At 70.2% G+C, this 15566-nt stretch carries 11 protein-coding genes; 6 read left to right on the forward strand and 5 right to left on the reverse strand.

Translation table 11 applies throughout. The annotated features are described in order from the left end of the window. Positions 1-3 precede the first annotated feature (3 nt). Positions 4-276, reverse strand: a complete 273-nt coding sequence (locus ACFQVD_RS24425) for a WXG100 family type VII secretion target (protein ID WP_030907662.1) — start codon at positions 274-276, stop codon at positions 4-6. Between the two features lie 173 nt (positions 277-449). On the opposite strand from ACFQVD_RS24425, the gene ACFQVD_RS24430 reads away from it, so the two are divergent. The 3 genes from ACFQVD_RS24430 (at position 450) to ACFQVD_RS24440 (ending at position 4662) form a co-directional block, all read left to right on the forward strand. Next, positions 450-1172 carry an SDR family NAD(P)-dependent oxidoreductase gene (locus ACFQVD_RS24430; protein ID WP_343975403.1) on the forward strand — a complete coding sequence of 241 codons (723 nt, stop codon included), beginning with the start codon at positions 450-452 and terminating at the stop codon, positions 1170-1172. Positions 1173-1262: 90 nt separating this feature from the next. Next, the gene (locus ACFQVD_RS24435; protein WP_343975400.1) at positions 1263-3017 is read left to right on the forward strand and encodes an acetyl/propionyl/methylcrotonyl-CoA carboxylase subunit alpha; all 1755 of its coding nucleotides are present in this window, start codon (positions 1263-1265) and stop codon (positions 3015-3017) included. 280 nt (positions 3018-3297) lie between these two features. Further along, positions 3298-4662 carry a hypothetical protein gene (locus tag ACFQVD_RS24440; protein ID WP_343975397.1) on the forward strand — a complete coding sequence of 455 codons (1365 nt, stop codon included), beginning with the start codon at positions 3298-3300 and terminating at the stop codon, positions 4660-4662. A 128-nt stretch (positions 4663-4790) separates the two neighbouring features. Here ACFQVD_RS24440 and ACFQVD_RS24445 read toward each other — a convergent pair whose 3' ends face one another. The 3 genes from ACFQVD_RS24445 to ACFQVD_RS24455 all read right to left on the reverse strand — a co-directional run bounded on the left by ACFQVD_RS24445 (position 4791) and on the right by ACFQVD_RS24455 (position 9939). Further along, complete coding sequence (locus tag ACFQVD_RS24445; protein ID WP_343975394.1) at positions 4791-5795, reverse strand: LacI family DNA-binding transcriptional regulator; 1005 nt, start codon at positions 5793-5795, stop codon at positions 4791-4793. Further along, entirely contained in the window at positions 5792-8563 is a 2772-nt protein-coding gene (locus ACFQVD_RS24450; protein WP_343975391.1) for a glycoside hydrolase family 3 C-terminal domain-containing protein, read from the reverse strand. Before ACFQVD_RS24450 ends, ACFQVD_RS24445 begins: the two co-directional genes overlap by 4 nt. 170 nt (positions 8564-8733) lie before the next feature. Then, positions 8734-9939 (reverse strand): ROK family transcriptional regulator, encoded by a 1206-nt coding sequence (locus ACFQVD_RS24455; protein WP_343975388.1) that lies wholly within the window; start codon positions 9937-9939, stop codon positions 8734-8736. Positions 9940-10152: 213 nt separating this feature from the next. Here ACFQVD_RS24455 and ACFQVD_RS24460 point away from each other — a divergent pair, with 213 nt between their 5' ends. Genes ACFQVD_RS24460 through ACFQVD_RS24470 form a run of 3 tightly spaced genes read left to right on the forward strand, consistent with a single transcriptional unit; the run spans position 10153 to position 13758 of the window. After that, entirely contained in the window at positions 10153-11847 is a 1695-nt protein-coding gene (locus tag ACFQVD_RS24460; protein ID WP_343975385.1) for an extracellular solute-binding protein, read from the forward strand. Continuing rightward, positions 11840-12862 (forward strand): ABC transporter permease, encoded by a 1023-nt coding sequence (locus ACFQVD_RS24465; protein WP_343975382.1) that lies wholly within the window; start codon positions 11840-11842, stop codon positions 12860-12862. Before ACFQVD_RS24460 ends, ACFQVD_RS24465 begins: the two co-directional genes overlap by 8 nt. Further along, a complete protein-coding gene (locus ACFQVD_RS24470) occupies positions 12859-13758 on the forward strand; it encodes a carbohydrate ABC transporter permease (protein WP_343975379.1) in 900 nt (299 codons plus the stop codon). Before ACFQVD_RS24465 ends, ACFQVD_RS24470 begins: the two co-directional genes overlap by 4 nt. 57 nt (positions 13759-13815) lie before the next feature. On the opposite strand, the gene ACFQVD_RS24475 is transcribed toward ACFQVD_RS24470, so the two are convergent. Continuing rightward, the gene (locus tag ACFQVD_RS24475; RefSeq protein ID WP_343975376.1) at positions 13816-14898 is read right to left on the reverse strand and encodes a GRAS family protein; all 1083 of its coding nucleotides are present in this window, start codon (positions 14896-14898) and stop codon (positions 13816-13818) included. Between the last annotated feature and the right edge of the window lie 668 nt (positions 14899-15566).

The raw sequence follows: 15566 nt of genomic DNA on the forward strand, positions 1-15566 counted from the left end.
TTCCTATCGCGTGGCGGACTCGATATTGCCGCGGTAGGTGTTGATCACCCGAGAAGCCTCGCCGAGCTCCTCGGACATGCGCTGGAAAGCGGCGCGATAGTTCTGCCAGGCCTCGCTGAAACGCTGGGCGCCGGGCCCCGTCCAGGCGGTTCCGACCTTCGCCGCCTCCCTGTCAAGAGCGGCCACGGTCGCTCTGACCTGGTCGGCCTGCTGGGTGAACTGGGTGGCCATCTGCTGCATTTCCGCGGGGTTGCCGCCGAGCAAGTTCTGGCTCATGCCAGTCTCCTTCGGATCGGTGTCGGGGGTTGGTCACCAAACGAAATCACGATAGGCGTACGGATCACAGGGGTATCCGGGATATACCGAGCGGCTATGGACGTTCCCTTCACCGCTGAGAGACTAACGTTCTTCATTGTCTTGATTTTTAGTGATTCAAGGAGATATGGGCAGTGCGTGAGATTGTGGTGACGGGCGGAGGCACCGGAATCGGCTACGCCATCGCGGCGGCGTTCGCCGCGCAGGGCGACCGGGTGACCGTCACCGGGCGGCGCGAGCAGGTGCTCAAGGAGGCGGCCGACCGGCTGGGCGTCTCGTACGTGGCGTTCAACGCGGCCAACCCCGTGGCGGTGGGCGAGGCGCTGGAGCGGCTGCCCGCGCGGGTGGACGTGCTGGTCAACAACGCGGGCGGGAACACCAACCTGGACCGCGTGCCGTCCGGCGACGACCTGATGGACGTGGCGGAGGGCTGGTGGGCCAACCTCAACGCCAACCTGATGTCGGCCGTACTGGTCACCAGCGCGCTCATCCCGCGCCTCGCCGAGGGCGGCCGGATCATCACGATCGGTTCCATCGCGGCCAGGGGCACCGGTTCCGGCTCGTACGGCGCGGCCAAGGCGGCCGTGGAGGCGTGGACCGCCGACCTGGCCGCCGAGCTGGGGCCGCGGGGCGTCACCGCCAACGTGGTCTCCCCCGGCCTGATCGTGGACACCGAGTTCTTCCGGGGCCGTCTCACCGAGGAGGGGGTGCGCCGCAGGGTCGAGGGCACCAGGAACGGCAGGGCCGGGACCCCGGACGACGTCGCCGAGACCGTGCGGTTCGTCGCCTCCGCCGAGGCGCGCCACGTGACCGGGCAGGTCCTGCACGTCAACGGCGGCGCGTACCTGGGCAGGTAGGACCCCCCTCCGCTCCGCCATCAGGCGCCGCTTACACTCCGTTGGAGGCCCGCCAGCCCCCTGTTCGCACGTCTGAAGGGAACGACGTCGGTGCATAAGGTCTTGATCGCCAACCGTGGTGAGATCGCGGTTCGAATCGCCCGCGCGTGCAAGGACTCCGGGTTGGCCAGTGTCGCCGTCTACTCCGACCAGGACCTGGACGCACTCCATGTCCGGGTCGCGGACGAGGCGCACGCCCTTGGTGGCCAGACGCCCGCGGAGACCTATCTCGACATCACCAAGCTGCTGCGGGTCGCCGCGGAGACCGGGGCGGACGCCGTACACCCCGGCTACGGCTTCCTGGCCGAGAACGCCGACTTCGCCCAGGCGGTCATCGACGCCGGCCTGACCTGGATCGGCCCGCCGCCGGCCGCGATCATCGCGCTCGGCGACAAGGTGCAGGCCCGCCACATCGCGCAGAAGGTCGGCGCGCCGCTCGTGGCCGGCACCAAGGATCCGGTCTCCGGGAGCGAGGAGGTCGTCGCCTTCGCCGCCGAGCACGGCCTGCCGATCGCGATCAAGGCCGCCTACGGAGGCGGCGGGCGCGGGCTGAAGGTGGCGCGCACCGCGGAGGAGATCCCCGAGCTGTACGACAGCGCGGTCCGCGAGGCGGTCACCGCGTTCGGCAGGGGCGAGTGCTTCGTCGAGCGCTACCTGGACCGTCCCCGGCACGTGGAGACCCAGTGCCTGGCCGACACCCACGGCAACGTGGTCGTGGTGTCCACCCGTGACTGCTCGCTGCAGCGCCGCCACCAGAAACTGGTCGAGGAGGCGCCCGCCCCCTTCCTGACCCCCGAGCAGCTCGACCTGCTCTACACCAGTTCCAAGGCGATCCTGCGCGAGGCGGGCTACGTCGGGGCCGGTACCTGCGAGTTCCTGGTGGGCCAGGACGGCACGATCTCCTTCCTGGAGGTCAACACCCGGCTGCAGGTCGAGCACCCGGTGACCGAGGAGGTCGCCGGCGTCGACCTGGTACGCGAGATGTTCCGCGTCGCCGACGGCGAGGAGCTGGGCTACGGCGACCCCGTGCTGCGCGGCCACTCGATCGAGTTCCGGATCAACGCCGAGGACGCCGGGCGCGGCTTCCTGCCCGCCCCCGGCACGATCACGCGGATGAGCGCCCCCTCCGGTCCCGGGGTGCGCCTGGACTCCGGCTACGAGACCGGCATGACCGTCCCGCAGTCCTTCGACTCCCTGGTCGCCAAGCTGATCGTGACCGGAGCCGACAGGAGGCAGGCCCTGGAGCGCTCGCGCCGGGCGCTGGCCGAGTTCGAGATCGACGGCATGCCGACCGTGCTGCCCTTCCACCGTGCCGTGGTGTCCGATCCCGCGTTCACCGGCGCGCCCTTCTCGGTGCACACCCGGTGGATCGAGACCGAGTTCGACAACACGATCGCGCCGCACGCGGGAGAGCACGGCGAGGCCGAGGAGCCGGGCGAGCGGCAGCGGATCACCGTCGAGGTGGCCGGCAAGCGGCTGGAGGTGGTGCTCCCCGCGGGGTTCGCCGCCGGGAATCCCGGCTCGGGCGGCGCGGCGTCGAAGGCACCGCGCCGCGGCGGCGGCGGGGTGGCCAAGAAGGCCGCGAGCGGCGATTCGCTGGTCAGCCCGATGCAGGGCACGATCGTCAAGGTCGTCGCCGCCGACGGCGACACCGTCGCGGCCGGTGACACGATCGTCGTGCTGGAGGCGATGAAGATGGAGCAGCCGCTCGCCGCGCACAAGGCCGGCACCATCACCGGACTGGCGGCACAGGTCGGCCAGACCGTCACCTCGGGTGCCACGATCTGCGAGATCAAGGACGTCTGAGTTCCCGCCCGGCGCGGTGTACGCCCACGTTCACCGGCGCCCGGGGATCCGGTGGAGATCCACGGACATCGCGCCGGGGCCAGGCTCCCGGGGGTGCCCCCGAAGGCCCCGGCCACGCTCGCCCGAGCTTTCGGGTGCGCGGGTCCACGCGGGCCGTGGCGCGACGATCACACACGGATGCCCCGGTAGACGCCTGACCCGGTTCGGAAAAGGATACGGTCGGGATGTAGGAACTCTGACGTCCACTCATTCGTCTTCAGGACGAAGGAGGCTTTCTGCCGTGACCACGATTAGAACCGCGCCAGGCCGTTTCGGTGCCATGCTCATGGCACTGTTCGCCGGGCTGCTGGCCGTTTTCATGCTCGCCCCGGCGGCCCACGCCGCGGCGCCAGACCCCAGTGCGATCGCCTCGGAGCTGAAGGACGGGGACCGCTTCTACGCCGATCCCGCGGCGAACCTGCCCGCCAACGCCGTCAACGCCATGCGCGACGCGGCGGAAAAGACTTCCTCCGTCTACGTGGCGTTGCTCCCCGAGAACTCGATCACCAGCCAGTCCCAGGCGAGGACCCTGCTGAGCTCGCTCCTGAAGAGCGTCGGCCCCAAGTCGACGGTCCTGGTGATGAGCGGCAGGACCCCGTTCGGCGTCACGAACATCAAGGGCGTCGACGTCGACGAGCTGCTCGGGCGGGCCAAGGCCAACAGCCCGACCGACAGCGTGATCAACTTCACCAAGCTGGCGGACGACGCGGGGATCGGCGGCGGTGCCCCCGCCGGCTCCTCCAGCTCCAGCTCCTCCAGCAGCGGCTCCAGTGCGGGCGTGCTGGTCGGCATCCTGGTGCTGGCCGCGGCCGGTGGCGCGGGCATCTTCTTCTACTCCCGCAAGAAGAAGAAGGAGCGCGAGATCCGTGAGGCCGCCGAGCTGGCCGCGGTCAAGCAGACCGTGGACGAGGACGTCACCAAGTTCGGCGAGGAGATCACCGACCTCGACACCGACGTCAAGCTGCTCGGCAACGGCGCCGACCACCTGCAGGACTGGCAGCGCGCCCTGGACTCCTACGAGCGGGCCAAGGTGGAGCTCGCGGCGGTCAACCGCCCCGACGAGCTCCGCGGCGTGACCACCGCGCTGGAGGAGGGCCGCTACGCCCTCGCCTGCGTGAAGGCGCGCGTGAACAACCAGCCGCTGCCCGAGCGGCGCTCCCCGTGCTTCTTCAACCCGCAGCACGGGCCCTCCGTCCGCGACGTGCGCTGGGCCCCGCCCGGCGGCGCGCTGCGCGACGTGCCCGCCTGCGCGGCCGACGCGGAGGCCGTCGAGCGCGGCTTCGAGCCGCAGACCCGCGAGGTCATGGTCAACGGCCAGCGCCGCCCGTACTACGACGCGGGACCGGCCTACCAGCCCTACGCCTACGGCTACTACGGCGGCTTCGGCGATGTCATGACCGGCATGCTCGTCGGCACCATGATGGGCAGCATGCTGAGCGGCGGATTCGGCGGCGGCTACGGTAGCTACGGAGCCGGCTACGAGCAGGGGGTCGCCGACAGCGGCACCGACTTCGGCGGTGGCGGCGACTTCGGCGGCGGAGGCTGGGGGGACTTCGGCGGCGGAGGCGACTTCGGCGGCGGAGACTTCGGCGGGGGCGACTGGTAGCCCCACCGCGGCAGGACGACGAGTAGAACGACGCCGGGCGCGCTTCCCCTTCGGGGGAGCGCGCCCTTCGGTGTCATCGGAGCCCGTCGCCGGGCTCCGAATGATGTCATCCCGCCGTACAGAGGCCCTCAGGTGCTGTCGCGCACGGTGAGCCGCGGCTGGAGCAGGGTGTCCTCGGGGACGGCGTGGCCCTCGAGCTTGTCCATGAGCAGCCGGACCGCCTGGCGGCCCACCTCCTCGGCCGGGATCAGCACCGAGGTCAGCGGCGGACTGGAGCGTTCCGCGATGTCGTCCGGGCAGATCGCCACTACGGCGACGTCGTCGGGCACCCGCCTGCCGTGCTGGCGCAGCGCTCCCAGCACGTGGTTGACCGCGGCCTCGTTGTGCACGACCAGCCCGGACAGGCCCGGCCTGGTGTCCAGAAGCTCGGCGATCACGGTGGACACCTGGTCGAAGTTCTCCTCACAGGACAGGGCCACCCCCTTCAGGCCGGTGTCGGCCACGGCCGCCGTGAAGCCCTCCCGGGTGCGGCGGGCGAAACCGGTGCCCCGGTCGTAGACGACCGAGGGCGCGCCGAGCAGCGCGACCTCGGTGTGCCCGCGCTCGGCCAGGTGCTCCACGCAGAGCGCACCCGCCCTCGCGAAGTCGAGGTCGACGCAGGTCAGCCCGGCCGAGTCGGCGGGGAAACCGATCAGCACGCTGGGCTCGGCGAGATCCTTGAGCAGCGGCACCCGGCTGTCGTGCAGCTCCACGTCCATCAGGACCAGCCCGTCGACCAGCGCGCTCGCCGCCGCCCTGCGCAACCCGTCCGACCCCTCGTCGGCGGTCAGCAGCAGCACGTCGTGGTCGTACTGCCGCGCGGCGGTGACCACCGAGGTGGCGAACTGCATCAGCACCGGGACGTGCATCCCCACCCGCAGGGGCAGCACCAGCGCGATGACGTTGGCCCGCTTGCTGGCCAGCGCCCTCGCCCCGGCATTGGGGTGGTATCCGAGGACCCGCACGCTGTCGAGCACCCTGCGCCGGGTGTCGGCCGAGATCGCCCGCTTCCCGCTGAGCACGTACGACACGGTGCTGACCGCCACTCCCGCGTGCCTGGCGACCTCGCTGATGGTCACCGCCCGCTCACTCATGCGGTCTCGCAGAAGCTCAGGGCGGCCACGGTGATCCCGATGTTCTCGAACACCACATAAAGATCGTGGACTCCCCCCTGCTCCGCAAGCCCGGCGCGCACCTCGGTGAGGTCATGGCGGCCGGCGCGGGGGACGGGGAGGTCGCCGATCACGGGGCCGTAGAGGGGGTCGTCCAGGCGCAGGGTGATCACACCGCCCTCGGCGCTGGTGGCGCTGACCGAGCAGGAGGCGGCCCCCTCCCCCAGGTCGACCGAGCGGAACACGATCCACGCCCCCTCGGCGGTGGACCGCACGGCGTCGCCGGAGATCCTGGCCGCGTCCACGAACGCCACCGAGTCGTACTCGTCGTGGTCCACCGCGGCGATCGGGCCCGCGAAGGCGTCGCGCGGCGGGATGCGCTCGCCGTCGACGTGGAAGGAGGCGCAGAGCCGGATGTCGCGCGCGGAGCCTCCGATCATGATCTTGTGGGACGCGTCCTCGACGACGAACCGGCCCCCGGTGACGTCCCAGAAGGCCAGTTCCCGAACGTCGAGGTCCCAGTCGACCCGGGTGCTCTCGCCGGGGGCGAGCCGTACCTTGACGAAGCCCCGCAGGCGGCGCAGCGCCTGCTTGACCCGGGAGTTCCGCTGACGGGTGTAGATCTGGACGACCTCCACCCCGGCTCGGGCACCGGTGTTGGTGACGGTGGCCGAGGCGCTGAGCCGGCCGTCCCGCACCGAGACGGCCAGGTCGGTGTAGTCGAAGGTGGTGTAGCTGAGGCCGTGGCCGAAGGGGTAGAGCGGGGTGCCCCGGAAGTACTGGTAGGTCGCGTCGGTGGCGATGATGTCGTAGTCGAGCAGGTCGGGAAGCTCGCACGCGGAGTCGTACCAGGTCTGGGTGAGCCGCCCCTCGGGGTCGGCGTCGCCGAACAGCACCTCGGCCAGTGCGTGCCCGTACTCCTGGCCGCCGTGCGAGGACCACAGCACCGCGGGCGGGTCGTCGCCGTCCCAGGTCACCGGGTAGCCACTGCTGATCACCATGACGGTCCTCGGGTTGGCCGCGCGCACCGCCTCGACCACCGCCTGCTGCGCGGCGGGCAGCGCCAGGTCCAGGCGGTCCTCGGTCTCCCTGCCGTTGACCAGCGGATGGTCCCCGACGACCACCACGGCCACGTCCGCGGTCGCGGCGAGCGCGGCGGCGGCCTCGGCGCCGCCGGCCACCCGCTCCACGGTGAGCCAGGCGGCGGCGTCGGCATCGTCGACCAGGCGGAAGACCTCGCCGTCCAGCGCGACGTAGCGGCCCGTGGAGATGTGCCTGAGCGCCAGCGTGCCGCGCGGGCGCTCCTCGGTGCGGAAGGTCTGGCGCACCTCCCAGCCGTTGGGTCCCGGCTGGTCGTTGACCAGCACGCCGTCGTCGCCGACCGACAGGTGGCGCCCGGTCGCCACGGCCCGCAGGGCGTAGCAGCCGCCGCCCCAGTCGAACAGGTCGAACAGGCCGGGCTCGGCGCCGACGCCGAGCGGCCCGCCGTCGAGGTCGGCGACGACGTGGCCGCCGTCCACCGAGATCGTGATCCGGTCCACCGCCTCGCAGAAGACGGTCTCGCAGCGCTCGGCGAGCCCGGCGCGGGCGGTGACCGCGTAGGGGAGCGTCCCCGAGTACCAGTCCTCCATGAGGGTGTCGCCGAGCTGGCCGATGACCGCGATCCTGCGCACCGAGGTCAGCGGCAGGATCCCGTCGTTGCGCAGCAGCACGATCGAGCGCCGGGCGGCCTCGCGGGCCAGTTCCTGGTGCTCGGGGCAGTTGACCACCGCCTCGGTGATGTCGTCGTACGGGGTGGCGGGGTCGAACTCGCCCAGCCGGAAGCGGATGGAGAGCGTGTGCCGTACCGCGAGGTCGATGTCGGCCTCGGTGAGCAGGCCGCGCTCCAGCGCGGCGTGGATGTGCCCGAGGGTGGCCTCGCTCCGCTCGTCGTCCTGGGTGAAACTGTCGAGCCCCGCCCTGATCGCGTGCGCGTAGGCCTCGGGAAGGTCGTCGTAGTAGGCCTGCAGGCCGGTGAGGTTGGCGGGCGCGTAGGCGTCGCTGACCACGAGGAGGTCGTCGGGCGCCCAGGCTCGCAGCACCTCGCCGATCAGCGGGCTGAGGTGGGCCGGGCGGCCGTTGACCAGGTTGTAGGAGGGCATCACGGCGACCGCGGCGCCGTCGGCCAGCGCGGACCGGTAGGCCGGGAGCTCGTACTCGCGCAGCACCCGGGGCGGCAGGTTGCTGGAGGTGACGCAGCGGTCGGTCTCGTTGTTGTAGCCGAGGAAGTGCTTGAGGGTGGGGGCGGTCTTCAGCACCGTGGGATCGCTCCCACGAAGGCCGGAGGCGTACGCCGTCGCCATCACACCGGTCAGCCACGGGTCCTCGGAGTAGCCCTCCTCGTTGCGACCCCAGCGGGGGTCGCGCAGCGGGTTGACCACCGGCGCCCAGACGTTGAGCCCGGCCCCCGCCGGGTCCTTGTGGTGGAAGGCCAGCACCTCGTCGCTGGTGGCCTCGCCGACCCGCCGCACCAGGTCCGGATCCCAGGTGCTGGCCAGTCCGATCGCCTGGGGGAACACCGTCGCGGGACCGAGCCAGGCCAGGCCGTGCAGCGCCTCGGTGCCGGTGCGGAAGGGACCGACCCCGAGCCGCTCCACCGGCTGCTGGTACTGGTGCAGCAGCCCGACCTTCTCCTCCAGCGTGAGCCTGCTCCGCAGGTCCGCGATCCGCTGTGCGAGGGGGAGTTCCGGGTCACGGAACGGTTCGTTCATCGGGGACCATCCCTTTGAGAGCGTCGAAGCGCTTCGATTTCTGTCCTGGAAGAACGCCTCTGTCGAAGCGCTTCGATAATCGGTCCGGGAAAACTCCGGTCGTCACCCGTGCGTTACGCGCGTGTTTCGAGCGGAGCTTCCCTGAAGGGTGCACTCCCGTGCGGCCCAGGTCAAGAGATTCGCGGCAAACGGCCCGAATCCACCGAGTCGAGCACTCGGGCGGCACCACCCAGCGCCGCCGCGCCATAACCGAGCGTGGAGGCGACGACCCGGCAGCCCCCGGCGTCCGGCGCGATCGTACGCCCCCGCGTCTCGGTCTCCACCGCGGGCAGCAGCCACGGCGCGAGCGGTACGTAGTAACCGCCCAGGATGACCACCTCGGGGTTGAGCAGGTTGGCCAGCACCGCCACGCCCTTGCCGAGGTTGCGGCCCACGGTGTCGAGGACCCCGAGCGTGCCCGGGTCGCCCCCGCGGGCCAGCCGTACCACCTCGTCGAGTTCGAGCTCGACCTCGGCGGGCGAGATCGTGGCGTGTTCCAGCACGGCGCCGATCCCGGCGACGGCCTCCAGGCAGCCCAGGCGCCCGCACCGGCACTCGGCGCCGAGCGGGTCGAGCTGGATGTGGCCGATCTCGCCGCCGTAGCCCTGGCCTCCCCTGCGCAGCCGGCCGTCGAGGATGATCCCGGCCCCGACCCCGATCTCGCCGGTGAGGTAGACCAGGTTGGCCGTCCCGGCATGCGGGCCGAAGCGGTGCTCGGCCAGGGCCGCCAGGTTGGCGTCGTTGTCGACCTGGACCGGGAAACCCGGGTCGCGCAGCGCCTTGGTGAGGTCGCCGCAGAGGTCGGCGTCGCGCCAGCCGAGGTTGGGCGCGATGCGCACCGTGCCGTCGGTGCCGATCAGTCCGGGTACGCCCACGGTCAGCCCCAGGACCTGGCGCTCCTGTTTGGTCATCCGGCTCACCACCCGGCGGACGATCCCGGCGACGGTGGCCATCGCCTGCCCCACCGTGCCCGCGGCGCCGGGAAAGGACCTCCGCCAGGAGAGCAGCCGCTCCCCCGACAGGTCCACCGCGACCGCGGTGACGTAGTCGACGTTGATCTCGATGCCGATCGCCGCGTACGGCGAGCCGTCGAGCACCAGCATCGTGGCCGGGCGGCCGACGCGGTTCTCCGTCAGGCCGGTCTCCCTGACCAGGCGGCGGTCGATCAGGTCGGCGACCAGGCTCGACACGGTCGCCTTGTTCAACCCGGTGGACGCCGCGATGTCGGCCCGCGAGCACGGCGCGTGCTCGCGCACGAACCTCAGCACCACGGCCAGGTTGGTGGCCCGCACGTCGGCGAAGTCGGCCGGACGCGGGTCAGTCGTAGATGTGATCAAGGTGAGTCCCGCTCCCGCTCGGCCAGGCTGGCCCCATCATGCCCCATCGTTCACCAATCTGTGACCGCCCCCCGGCGGCCCGCGATCGGCGGTCCCTTGTGGCGACGGTCACCCTCGACTAATTTGTTTGGTCGAAAGACGAACTAATTCTACCCCGGAGCCATGCTCCACGACACCCCCCGATCCGTCTCGAACCAATGAAGGGAGCGCCCCGTGAAAGATCTTCCCCAGGGCGCGATGACCAGCCGTCGAGGCTTCCTCGGCCTGGTGGGGCTCAGCGCGGCCGCGGTCGCCGGCGGCGGCCTGCTGGCCGCGTGTTCCGCGCCCAGTGGCCCCCGGCCGGGCAGCGGAGGCGCCACGGCCGCCGCGGCGGACAAGCTGACGTCCCTCACCCCCACCTACACCGCCTTCCCCGGTGTCAAGCCCGACCTTCCGGGCACGGTCTCCACGCTGCCCGGGGTCCCCGACGTCAGCGGCGGCTTCACCTCCTACCCGGCCGCCCCCACCGCGGCGCTCACCCAGAAGGCCGGCAAGGGCGGCACCTACAAGGCCATGACCCCGCTCTGGGGCCCACCGCCGCCCGGCCTGGCGAGCAACTCCTACTTCCAGGCGGTCAACGCCGACATCGGCGCCACCGTGGAGTTCCAGATCACCGACGGTAACGTCTACGGCGACAAGGCGATCGCCAGGCTCGCCGCGGGGGACATCCCGGAGATCATGGTCATCCCGAGCTGGGAGATCGACAAGATGGCGGACTTCAACACCGCCGTCGACAAGGCGTTCGAGGACCTCACCCCCTACCTGCAGGGTGACAAGGTCGCGCCCTACCCGCTGCTGGCCAACCTGCCGACCGCCGCCTGGCAGTGGTCGGTCTGGAACAACAAGCTCATGGCGGTGCCGTTCCCGACCGAGCCGTACCCCTTCGCGCTGCTCTACCGCAAGGACCTGTTCGACAAGAACGGCTGGAACACCAACCCCAAGACCGCCGACGAGCTGTTCCAACTCGGCAAGGAGATCACCGACCCCAAGGCCAAGCGCTGGGCGTTCGGCAGCATCCACGAGACGATGTGGCCGACCTTCAGGATCCCGCAGGACTGGCGGTACGAGGGCGGCAAGCTCGTCCACAAGTACGAGACCCCCGAGTTCGAGCTGATGCTGGAGTTCATGCGGAAGGTCTTCAAGGAGGAGCTGGTCCACCCGAGCGTGGTCGGCAGCAAGGGCGCCAACGAGAAAGAGCTGATGGGGGCCGGGCAGATCCTCGTCTACCGCGACGGGCTGGGCGGCTGGAAGGAGCTGCTGCAGCAGCACCGGGGCAAGAACCCCGACTTCAGCCTGGGCGTCTTCCCGGTCTTCGCCCACGACGGCGGCACGCCGCTGATGTACCACGGCACCGCGGCGGGCATCTTCACCTTCGTCAAGAAGGGGCTGCCCAAGGAGCAGGTGGAGGAGATCCTCGCCATCCTCAACTGGTGCGCGGCGCCGTTCGGGACCAAGGAGTACGAGCTCGCCAACTTCGGCGTGGAGGGCAAGCACTTCACCCGGGGCGCGAACGGCATCCCGGAGACGAACGACCTCGGCCGCAAGGAGGTCGCCTACACCTACGGCTTCCTCGGCGGGCGCCCGCTGTATGTGGACTGGCCCTACCCCGACGCGGTCAAGCTCAACGTGGAATGGCAGAACGCGACCTTCCCCCACATCGAGAAGGGCCCGTTCGACGGGATCAGGATCCAGCGGCCGTCGAAGTTCTCCGGGCTGCAGGTTCCCACCGAGGACAAGTTCACCGACATCATGCGCGGCCGTCGCCCGGTGAGCGACGCCAAGCAGATCGCCGCGGAGTGGCGGCGGGACGGCGGGGACGAGGCCCGCGACTTCTACCTGAAGGTCCTGCGGGACAACGGCCGTGCTTAGCGACCACGCGAAGACCGGGCCGGCGGGTGACCTGACCTCACCCGCCGGCACCGGCACCTCCAAGGATGTCCGCAAGAGGGGCTCCACGACAAGCCGGGCGCGCCCGCAACCCTTCGGATCGCGACTGAAACGTGACTGGCAGCTGCTGCTGATGGCACTGCCCGCGATCGGGCTGCTCATCGTGTTCCACTATGTCCCGCTGCTCGGCAACGTGATCGCGTTCCAGGACTACTCGCCGTACGTGGGCATCGCCGACAGCCCGTGGGTGGGGTTCGCCAACTTCCAGTGGCTGATGTTCGACGAGAGCTTCTGGGACGCGACGCTCAACACCCTGACGATCACCGCGTTCCAGCTGGTCTTCTACTTCCCGGTGCCGATCCTGCTGGCCGTGCTGCTGGACAGCGTGGTGCGGCCCCGGCTGCGCCTGTTCATCCAGGGCATCGTCTACATGCCGCACTTCTTCTCGTGGGTGCTGGTGGTCACGCTGTTCCAGCAGATGTTCGGCGGCGCGGGCCTGCTCTCGCAGACGCTGCGCGACCACGGCTACAGCGGCTTCGATCTCATGACGAATCCGGACACGTTCATCGTGCTGGTGACCGCCGAGACGGTCTGGAAGGACGCCGGCTGGGGGACGATCATCTTCCTGGCCGCGCTGGCGGCCATCAACCAGAACCTCTACGAGGCCGCCGCCGTCGACGGCGCGAGCCGCTGGCGGCGGCTCTGGCACATCACCCTGCCCGGCCTGCGCCCGGTCATCGTGCTGCTGCTGATCCTGCGCCTCGGCGAGGCGCTGAACGTCGGCTTCGAGCAGTTCTTCCTGCAGCGCGACGCGGTCGGCAGGGACGCCGCCGAGGTGCTGGACACCTTCGTGTACTGGCGCACGCTGCTCACCGGCGAGTGGAGCTACGGCGCCGCGGCCGGTCTGGTGAAGGGCCTGGTGGGGCTGGTGCTGATCCTGATCGCCAACAGGGTCGCCCATCGATTCGGCGAGCAGGGAATCTACAAACGATCATGACGACTCTTCCCCCCTGGGCCGAGCGGCCCAGCCGCGTCGGCGCGCTCCTCAAGGGACTCCTGCTGACGCTCATCACGGTGGGCGTACTGTTCCCGATCTACATGGTCGTGCTGACCAGCCTGTCCACCCAGGAGGCGGTGACCGAGGCGGGTGGCCTGGTCACCGTGCCGAGCGGGCTCTCCTTCGCCGCGTACCAGGAGCTGTTCGCAGGCGGCGTGGTGACCCGGTCGGTCCTGGTCAGCCTCGGCGTGACCCTGGTCGGCACCGCGATCAGCCTGACCGTCACCGTGCTGGCCGCCTACGGGCTGTCCCGGCCCGGCTCGCTGCTGCACCGGCCGATGCTCTTCCTGGTGCTGCTGACCTTCCTGTTCGGCCCCGGGATGATCCCCAACTACCTGCTGGTCAGCTCGCTGGGACTGATCGACACGTACTGGTCGCTGATCCTGCCCGGCGCGGTCACCGCGTTCAACCTGGTGGTGATGCGGGCGTTCTTCATGAACATCCCGGACGAGGTGACCGACAGCGCCCGCATCGACGGCGCGAACGAGTTCCGCATCCTGCGCACCATCGTGCTGCCCATGTCCAAGGGCGTCACGGCGGTCATCGGCCTGTTCTACGCGGTCGGCTACTGGAACTCGTTCTTCAACGCCGTCCTCTACCTCAACGACAACGCCAAGTGGCCACTGCAGGTGGTGCTGCGGCAGTACGTCCTCCAGGGCCAGTCCCTGATCGTCGGCCAGAGCGGTGTCGGCACCCTTCCCGGCCAGAGCCTGCCGCCGAGCCTGGCCATCCAGATGGCCATCGTCGTCATCGCCCTGCTGCCGGTGCTCTTCGTCTACCCGTTCGTCCAGCGCCACTTCACCAAGGGGGTCATCATCGGCGCCATCAAGGGATAGGCCGCGAGTCGCCCGCGACCGGCACGGACCTGCCGGCCCGTGCCGGTCGGCCGTCGCCTACCCGTGCGCGGGCACCGCGTGGATGACGGCCAGGAGCGACTCGCCGTCGAATCCGATGCGGACGCTGTCCGGATCCCGGCGGACGAAAGCGGGAGGGATCGGCTCCGACACCGACTCCGCGGGCGCGGCCATCGGCCGGAACCCGGCCTCGCGCAGTCGCGCGAGCCATGTCTCGGCCCGCTCGTGACGTTCGTAGCGTTCCTCGTCGTCCGCCGTGCCGACGATGTCGGCCACCTCTCGCCGGAAGAACAGCTTCATCGCGTTACGGTCGTCGGCCGAGACGTCCAGCGCGTCTATCAGCCGGAAGACGGCGTGGAAGTGCCGCCACGAGTTGTGGAACCGCTCGGGCAGTGCCACCCGATGGTGATCGGAGTCCGGCTCGCACAGCACTACGCCGTCCGGCTCCGCATCGCGCAGTTTCGCCAGGAACGTGTTCCGCTCGTCGGCGCCGGACGCGCTGTCCCGCAGGTGGTGCAGCGCGAACGCGGCGTTCATGACCAGCGGGCGTGGTGCCCGGCGCACCAGGTCCCAGTCCTCGTCGGTCATCTGCTCGGCGAAGCGGGGCACCTGATGGAAGTCCAGCGGGACACCGGTGTCGCGGATGGACCGTTCGGCCTGGTGGAGGCTGCCCACCGCGGGGTCCACCCCGATCACCGTCAACCGCCCGGGTGCCTGGCCGCGGCTCGCGAGCGCGGCGAGCACCGCCGCCTCCTGGCCTCCCGAGCCGATGCCCACCGACAGCAGGGTGGCCGTCTCCCGCCCGGCGAGGTGGCCGGCGAGCAGCGCGCCGCCGATCCGACCGGCCAGAGTCACCACCGGCAGGTGTTCGGCCACCAGGTCGAACAACTCGATTTGCGGCCGCTCGAAACGGCACAGATACAGATTGTCCCGCTCATCCTGGTGAGTGCCGAGCCGGCGGGCCAAGGCGTCGTGGTAGAGCAGGTAGAGGAAGTCGTCGCCCACCTTCTCGGGGGTGATCAGGCCGCGTAGCTTGTCCAGCCAGCGCCGGGCGATGTCGGTGCGGCCCGCGTCCGTTTCCTCCACGGCGCGGCACAGCATGTCGAATGCATGAACACTCACGTTGGTCCTCTTCGCTTCTGTGCGTGACGGCTGCCCGGTGGCATGGGCCGCGAGTGTCCTGTCCGCCGCACTCCGGAAGGGGCCGGGCCGCGATGCCTGGCACGTTCGAGGGGCGGGGCACGGCCGGTAAAGCCGGTCGTCTGACGGCTCGGGCGCCCATTTGAGTTCATGGTCGGAGTGAATCTCGGTTTCGAATGGGACCGCTGCGCACCGATCCGTACGTGCTGCCTCTCGTTTCTCCCGGTGACTTTTTCGTGAAAGAATGACGCCGGCCCCCACGAGAAGAGCCCTGAGCTGGGAAAACGCCTTCCCGCTGGTTTTCTCCTCGTCAAGGGCATAGTTGGACAGCGCTCTTGGCATCGACTTGTGCGCACTTTGGCATCGGCTTAGCGCTCCGACGGAGCACACCAAGCGACGCTCGGGTCTCGGCGGGACCGTCGACCAGGCGACCTGTTCGTCGCCCCAGCCGGCCCCAACCCGCCCACAAGCGGCTCGGACCATGCTCGTCCCCATGGGAAACGGGATCGATAACTGTGGCCCGCCCATCGGGACGCTGGTCCCCTGGTTCGGTGTGGACCCCGCGGAATGCGGAGGCCTGGAAGCGAGAACGACCCAGCTCACCCTGCTGGGTCTGCTGGCCATCCCGCTGGCGGTCTCAACCGCGCCCG

This window comes from Streptosporangium amethystogenes subsp. fukuiense (assembly GCF_042665875.1).
In the GTDB taxonomy this organism is placed as follows: Bacteria; Actinomycetota; Actinomycetes; order Streptosporangiales; family Streptosporangiaceae; genus Streptosporangium; species Streptosporangium fukuiense.

Coding starts and splice junctions, on each gene's coding strand:
- ACFQVD_RS24425 (WP_030907662.1), bottom strand. CDS start 276: ATGAGCCAGAACTTGCTCGGCGGCAACCCCGCGGAAATGCAGCAGATG.
- ACFQVD_RS24445 (WP_343975394.1), bottom strand. CDS start 5,795: ATGAGTGAGCGGGCGGTGACCATCAGCGAGGTCGCCAGGCACGCGGGA.
- ACFQVD_RS24450 (WP_343975391.1), bottom strand. CDS start 8,563: ATGAACGAACCGTTCCGTGACCCGGAACTCCCCCTCGCACAGCGGATC.
- ACFQVD_RS24470 (WP_343975379.1), top strand. CDS start 12,859: ATGACGACTCTTCCCCCCTGGGCCGAGCGGCCCAGCCGCGTCGGCGCG.